The 6,016-nt window shown below is 63.1% G+C and carries 8 protein-coding genes; 4 read left to right on the top strand and 4 right to left on the bottom strand.

What is annotated here, in order from left to right; all coding sequences use genetic code 11:
• Positions 1 to 91 precede the first annotated feature (91 nt).
• Positions 92 to 490 (bottom strand): Hg(II)-responsive transcriptional regulator, encoded by a 399-nt coding sequence (merR, locus tag QMX88_RS28400; protein WP_003089120.1) that lies wholly within the window; start codon positions 488 to 490, stop codon positions 92 to 94.
• Positions 491 to 564: 74 nt separating this feature from the next.
• Between merR and QMX88_RS28395 the strand changes: the two genes are divergently transcribed.
• Genes QMX88_RS28395 through QMX88_RS28385 form a run of 3 tightly spaced genes read left to right on the top strand, consistent with a single transcriptional unit; the run spans position 565 to position 1,423 of the window.
• On the top strand, positions 565 to 915 hold the full coding sequence (locus QMX88_RS28395) for a mercuric transporter MerT family protein (RefSeq protein WP_003089115.1): 351 nt from the start codon (positions 565 to 567) through the stop codon (positions 913 to 915).
• A 12-nt stretch (positions 916 to 927) separates the two neighbouring features.
• Entirely contained in the window at positions 928 to 1,203 is a 276-nt protein-coding gene (gene merP / locus QMX88_RS28390) for a mercury resistance system periplasmic binding protein MerP (protein WP_003150552.1), read from the top strand.
• Between the two features lie 7 nt (positions 1,204 to 1,210).
• Positions 1,211 to 1,423 carry a GDCCVxC domain-containing (seleno)protein gene (locus tag QMX88_RS28385; RefSeq protein ID WP_003089113.1) on the top strand — a complete coding sequence of 71 codons (213 nt, stop codon included), beginning with the start codon at positions 1,211 to 1,213 and terminating at the stop codon, positions 1,421 to 1,423.
• Positions 1,424 to 1,435: 12 nt separating this feature from the next.
• On the opposite strand, the gene QMX88_RS28380 is transcribed toward QMX88_RS28385, so the two are convergent.
• From QMX88_RS28380 to QMX88_RS28370, 3 genes are read right to left on the bottom strand one after another with little or no spacing between them, the layout of a single operon-like run.
• A complete protein-coding gene (locus tag QMX88_RS28380) occupies positions 1,436 to 4,429 on the bottom strand; it encodes a Tn3 family transposase (RefSeq protein WP_003299771.1) in 2,994 nt (997 codons plus the stop codon).
• Between the two features lie 3 nt (positions 4,430 to 4,432).
• The gene (locus QMX88_RS28375; RefSeq protein ID WP_003463562.1) at positions 4,433 to 4,843 is read right to left on the bottom strand and encodes a putative toxin-antitoxin system toxin component, PIN family; all 411 of its coding nucleotides are present in this window, start codon (positions 4,841 to 4,843) and stop codon (positions 4,433 to 4,435) included.
• Complete coding sequence (locus QMX88_RS28370) at positions 4,843 to 5,082, bottom strand: ribbon-helix-helix domain-containing protein (RefSeq protein WP_003089107.1); 240 nt, start codon at positions 5,080 to 5,082, stop codon at positions 4,843 to 4,845. The genes QMX88_RS28375 and QMX88_RS28370 overlap by 1 nt, the downstream gene beginning before the upstream one ends.
• 201 nt (positions 5,083 to 5,283) lie before the next feature.
• Between QMX88_RS28370 and QMX88_RS28365 the strand changes: the two genes are divergently transcribed.
• Positions 5,284 to 6,016, top strand: a 733-nt coding sequence (locus QMX88_RS28365) for a recombinase family protein (RefSeq protein ID WP_110765504.1), incomplete at its 3' end; no start/stop codon positions are given.

Raw genomic sequence — 6,016 nt, 5'->3', positions numbered from 1 at the left:
GGGGTTTGGGGAGCAATGGAACCAAAAACCAACGTAAGCTCTGAATCCCACCGTAAAGGGGCTTTCCGATCTCCAGCTCACCCGCCAGGCATTACTCTCTGATCAGTGCCTCGATGATCGGGCAGATCGTTCCGCCGTCTCCCGCATCACATTGCTGCACCAGTTCGCCTAACAGTTGCTGCATGACGACCAAGTCGGCCATCTTCTGCTCGATCAACGCGAGCTTGCGTGCAGCCCGTGCTCGCGTTTCGGCACAGGCGCACGACTCATCCAGCGTCAGCAGTCCACCGACTTCCGAGAGCGTGAAACCCAGCGCCTGAGCCCGCTTGATGAAACGCAGTCGCTTCACCATGTCCACCGGATAGCGCCGATGGCCACCCAAGGGTTTGGCTGGTTCATCCAGCAGCCCGCGTCGCTGGTAGTAGCGGATCGTCTCGACGTTCACCCCGGCGGCGTCTGCCAGCTTGCCAATGGTCAGCTCTGTGGCCATCACTTTCTCCTTGATTCCGTACTTTGGTACGGAGTTTAGAATAGCACCTAGGCAATCAGGCTCAGGAGATGGGAATGGGGATGCAACTCACCGGGAAAGGCTCGCTGGTCGCGAGTTCGCTGACCGCCATCGGTGCGTCGGTGTGCTGTGTCGGGCCACTGGTGCTGTTGGCACTCGGTGTCGGCGGTACGTGGGTGGGCGCTCTGACCATGATGGAGCCACTACGCCCCCTCTTCATCGGGTTGACTCTACTGTTCCTGGGATTGGCATTCCGCAAGCTCTACCTGGTGCCACAGGTTTGTACGCCAGGTACACCCTGCGCCGATCCGCGCACGCTCGTGCGACAGCGACTCGTGTTCTGGATCGTCAGCGTGCTGCTGCTCGGCCTATTGGCCGTGCCGTGGCTCGCCCCGCTGTTCTACTGAAGGAGATTAACCATGCGCAAACTGCTGATCGCCGTGCTTTTCGCCTTGCCCTTCGTGGCGCTGGCGGCTCCCCCGAAAACCGTCACGCTCGACGTGCAGAACATGACGTGCGGACTCTGTCCGATCACGGTCAAGAAGTCGCTGGAGAAGGTGTCCGGCGTGAGTGACGTCCAGGTCAATTTCGACCAGAAGACGGCGACCGTCACCTACGATCCCGATAAGGCCCAGCCCGAGGCACTGACTGAGGCGACCGCGAACGCGGGATACCCCTCCACAGTGCAGAAGTGAGGTCACGATGAGCGCCATTGTCCTTGAGTCCGTGCTGACTTGCCCGCGCTGCGGCTTCGCCAAGCCGGAAACCATGCCCACGGACGCCTGCCAGTTCTATTACGAGTGCAGCAACTGCAAGGCGCTGCTGCGCCCCAACCCAGGGGATTGCTGCGTTTTCTGTTCGTTCGGCTCGGTGAAGTGCCCGCCGATCCAGCAGCAGCTTGGGTGTTGCTCATAGCGTTTAGGGGGATCACAGGTCGTCGTCTGGATTACGCAGTGGCCGCAGCTCGCCGCGCGCAACTTCTTCCGGTACCGCAAAGGAATACCGCCCGAGCATGTTGATGTGCTCGTAGATCAGCGGCGATAGCCGGGCCAAATCCTCTTCCAGCACTGGATAGCCGTGCTGCTTGAGCCGTTCCACGGCCGCCGTCATGTAGAGGGTGTTCCACAGCACGATGATGTTCACCACCAGGCCCAGAGCACCGAGCTGGTCTTCCTGGCCTTCGCGGTAGCGCTGGCGGAGCTCGCCGCGTTTGCCGTGGAACACGGCGCGGGCCAGGCTGTGCCGGCCTTCGCCTCGGTTCAACTGGGTCAGGGTGGCGCGGCGCTTGGACTCGTCGTCGATATAGGTCAACGTGTGCAGAGTCTTTTCGATCCGCCCGAATTCGGCCAGCGCCTGGGCCAGCCGGGTGGGTCTATCTCCCGTTTGCAGCGTGCGCATGATGCCAGTCGCCGGCACCCGGCCGAGTTTGAGCGAGCCGGCCAGGCGCAGCAGGTCGTCCCAGTGCTCGGCGATCAGGTCGAGTTTGACCGACTGGCGGGCCAGCCCGTTGAGCTTGCCGTAGTCCGCGTCCGGGCGCGTGCGCCAGAAGCGGGTACCGCCGACATCGGCCAGCCGCGGACTGAAGTGGTAGCCAAGTAGGCGGAAGAGCCCGAACACCACATCGCTGTAGGCCCCGGTGTCGGTCATGATTTGCGTCGGCTGCAACTCGGTCTGCTGTTCCAGCACGACCGCCAGCAACACCAGGCTGTCGCGCAGCGTGCCGGGCACGGTGATGGCGTTGAGGCCGGAGAATTGGTCGGAAATCAGGTTGTACCAGGTGACACCCCGGCCGGTGCCGAAATACTTCGGATTGGGGCCGGCATGCACGGTGCGCACCGGTACGACGAAGCGCATGCCATCGGCGGAGGCGACCTCGCCGCCACCCCAGACTTGGGCCAGTTCCAGTTGGCTTTGCGCTCCGACCAGGATGGCGTTAGCCGCTGACAGGGTGTCGTCGCGGATATAATTCTGGCTGACCCAGGACAGCCGGTCACGGCGCAGCGCCGGGTTGTCGGTGCGGATCAAGGGCTCCAGGCCGGTGTTGCAGGCCCCGCCCAACAGCACCGCGCAGAGGCTGGTGACCAGGTTGTCGGCGCGTGCATTGCGTTCGGAGACATGGGTGAAGGCCTCGGAAAAGCCAGTGCGGGCGGCGATTTCCAAGAGGATTTCCGGCAGATCGACACGCGGCATCAGGTCAGACACGGCCGCCCGCAGTTGCAGCAACGAGCAGGGCTCGTCCAGCTTGTCCAGCGCCCCGAGCGACAGTTCGGTCTTGCCCTCGGTGTTCTCGCTCAGTTGAATCGCCGGGTTGTCGGGCAGGCGCGCGGCTACTGCCAGCCAGGTTGCATCCAGCTCGACGGACAAGGCGTCCAGGGTGGTTTTGGCGTCGATGGTCAGGCCCAGTGACCGGCAGATGATCGGTCGCGCCGCCAGCCATTCGGCACCGTCGAGCAGGCCAAGACGCGGGTCGGCATAGCGCCAACTGGGCGAGACGAAGACATCGCGGCGGCGCAGGGCCGTGCGCAGCGCATCGAGCGTGCAGAACACATAGGCACCCATGTCGAGGGAGCCATCTTCGCGGGTGATGTGCTTCTGCCAAGCCTTGGCCACGATCTCCTGCGGCGCGTCATCCTCTGGCTTCCGGCGCGGCAGGTTCAGTTGCAGCCACTCCAGACTAGCCGCCACGCCCTTGCCGGCCGGGCTGAAGCCGAAGCGGATGTGCTTGAGCAGGTCGGGCAGGAAGCGGCGCACGCTGCGGTAGCGCGCTTCCAATGCAAGAAAATAGACGTCATCTACCGGGCGGATCAGCGCGTTGACCTCTTCCAGGGCCTTTTCCAGGGTGGTCCTCGGCAGGTCGTTGAACAGCCGGGCGCGCACGTTGTCATCGCTGATCGAGCTGTCCAGCACGACCTTGCACGCGGCGGCGAGCGTCGCGGCCGACCGATCCAGGTCTTTCAGGCTGCGCATGCGGGCTTTCTTGTCGGCCTTCTCCGCGTTGCTGAACAGGTCGCGCAGCAAGGCCTCCAGGACTTCCAGTGCGTCGTCGTGCGCAGTCGCCTCCAGGCAGAGTGCGAAGGCCACCAGTGTCGCCATCCGCCGCGACGCCGGCAGCCGATTAATCGCGGTGACCTTGGCCGTGTTGGCGAAGCGGGCCAGGGCGGCGATACGGCTGGGAGGGATGTGCGCCGCCGCCGGCAAGGTGATGCCGATGCCGCGCACGTCATCGAGCCGGCGCAGTGCCCGAATCAACGCGGGGCCACTGACCATGACCGGGCCGGAGCGCAATTGATCCAGCCGGGAGCTGCGGTTGCCTTCGGCCACCGTCAGCAAGTCTTGCAGTTGCAATCGCTGTTCCTCAGTCACGCTGCGGCCCAGCGTAAACCAGAGGCGTTCTTCGACCCGACTGCGCAACTGGGCGATAAAGCGCTCTAGTTGAGACACACCAGGCAGGAGGACTTTCTGTGTGAACAGCCACGAGGTGGCTCGCTCAAACAGCACTCCCGGCCGGTCGGTGCCCGTCCAGCAGAGGGCATACAGCCAGCGGCTCAAGCGAAAGCCGATGCCCGGATCGGTGAAATGACGATAGCCAAAGCGGTTCTGAATATCGGTGGCATGTATCCAGCGGCGATGATCGCTATAGCGCTGGAGGCAGTCGGGGTCTGGAATCGCCAGTTGTCGGCAAAGCACCTGCAGGACTTCCACCGGCACGGCGGCGGGCTTGTCCGGCAGAACGCCAACGAAGCGGACGGTGGTCAGCAGAACGGCATAACCCAGACGGTTATGGTTACCCCGCAGCACCTGGATGGCTTCACGGTCTTCATCGCTCAGGTGGAAGTAACGTTCCAGCTCTTCACGGCTGGGCGAATCAACATAGCGGCCAAAACCGTCGCGTTGCTCTTGAGTCAGAAAACCGACCGGCATTGATCACAGCACCTCGACGCAGAACACGGCGGGCGTGACGATCCGCGTGCGTTCGATGTGCCCGCGTTGCAGCAGGCCGGCGCGGCGATCACCGGTTATCAGGTAGTCCGCATCGCCCGCCAAGGCCATGGCCAGCAAAAACGAGTCATCCGGATCATCGGCTTCGACCTCGATGGTCAGGCGCTCCAGTACCACAGCCCGTTGCAGGTTATTGATCATGGCGCCCACCTTGGCGGGCTGTAGGATGGCCTGAAGCTTGGGATAGCGGCTGGCTCGACGAATTTCATCGAGTTGCATCCGCGAGGTCACCACCTCGAAACGCGCCGCCCGCCAGGCACGGTAGATCGCATCGGGCGCGCCATGTGGCGAGATCAGGGCGCTGAACAGGATGTTGGTATCCAACACGACCCGCATCAGCGCTTACGTGCCCAGTCGAGCGCTTCGTCAACCGCGTTGGTCAATTCTGCCTCACTCAGATGGGCGTTAGCGGCCTTGGCCTGCTCAGCGCTCAGCTCCAGGATGTGTGCCCGTACCGCTTCTTCGATGAAGCGCGACAGGTCGCCCTTACGGCCGCCGCCCTGGCTGGCCAGAAACATCCGAAGCGACTGGTCGGTGTCGGCCGAGACGGCGACATTCCAGCGAATGGTATTCATAGCGTTCTCCGCTAATAGGTGTTTGTGTGTTTATACGCCAATCACAAAGGGCGATGCAATGGTTCGACAAAACGAAGGTTTTGCCGAACTCTATCGAGGAATGGCTCGGTTCGTTAAGCTCCCCGCGCTACGGTTCAAATAACTGGTACGCTTAATCAAAGTTCAACTATTACTAACGTAGTCGAGTAAACAGTACTTTTGATGAAGATCGGTTATGCGCGAGTGAGCACTCGGGATCAGAAAGCCGACCTACAAGTCGATGCCCTGAAACAGGCCGGGTGCGAACGCATCTACCAAGACATCGCCAGCGGCGCGAAAAGCGCCCGGCCGGAGTTGGACAAACTGCTGGCCAACGTGCGGCCGGGTGATGCCGTGGTGATCTGGAAGCTGGATCGCCTTGGGCGTTCCCTCAAGCACCTGGTCGAGTTGGTCGGCGAGCTGGCAGAGCGCAAGGTCGGCTTACAGAGCCTGAATGACCCCATCGACACCACCCACGCCCAAGGCCGCCTGGTGTTCAACCTGTTCGCCTCGCTGGCGGAGTTCGAGCGCGAGCTGATCCGCGAGCGGACTCAGGCGGGTCTGTCGGCCGCACGGGCGCGTGGCCGGATCGGTGGCCGTCCCAAGGGCCTGCCAGCCAAGGCTGAGGCCACCGCCATGGCGGCCGAAACCCTCTACCGCGAAGGTCGCCTGAGCGTCAGCGCGATCGGCGAGAAGCTGCACATCTCCAAGAGCACGCTGTACAGCTACCTGCGCCACCGTGGTGTCGAGATCGGCGCGTACCAGAAGAGCGCCAGGTCACGCGACCAGCAGCCTTCGGCCGCGTCGCCGGCAGAGCCGCCCGCCGCCGAGCGGGTGGCCACCGTCACCCTGCGCCTCGCGGTGGTGAATAACAGCAAGTTCGTGCGCGGCCGGAAGCGGGCCACGGAGAACATTG

It is taken from the genome of Pseudomonas sp. PS02290 (assembly GCF_029960075.1).
Lineage (GTDB): Bacteria > Pseudomonadota > Gammaproteobacteria > Pseudomonadales > Pseudomonadaceae > Aquipseudomonas.
The sequence above is the reverse complement of the archived record's forward strand: the minus strand, read 5'-3'. Positions and strand labels throughout refer to the sequence as shown.

What these genes read in the sequence shown, in the direction of transcription:
- QMX88_RS28380 (WP_003299771.1), bottom strand. Translation starts at nt 4,429, where the DNA reads ATGCCGGTCGGTTTTCTGACTCAAGAGCAACGCGACGGTTTTGGCCGC.
- merP (WP_003150552.1), top strand. Translation starts at nt 928, where the DNA reads ATGCGCAAACTGCTGATCGCCGTGCTTTTCGCCTTGCCCTTCGTGGCG.
- merR (WP_003089120.1), bottom strand. Translation starts at nt 490, where the DNA reads ATGGCCACAGAGCTGACCATTGGCAAGCTGGCAGACGCCGCCGGGGTG.
- QMX88_RS28375 (WP_003463562.1), bottom strand. Translation starts at nt 4,843, where the DNA reads ATGCGGGTCGTGTTGGATACCAACATCCTGTTCAGCGCCCTGATCTCG.
- QMX88_RS28385 (WP_003089113.1), top strand. Translation starts at nt 1,211, where the DNA reads ATGAGCGCCATTGTCCTTGAGTCCGTGCTGACTTGCCCGCGCTGCGGC.
- QMX88_RS28395 (WP_003089115.1), top strand. Translation starts at nt 565, where the DNA reads ATGGGGATGCAACTCACCGGGAAAGGCTCGCTGGTCGCGAGTTCGCTG.
- QMX88_RS28370 (WP_003089107.1), bottom strand. Translation starts at nt 5,082, where the DNA reads ATGAATACCATTCGCTGGAATGTCGCCGTCTCGGCCGACACCGACCAG.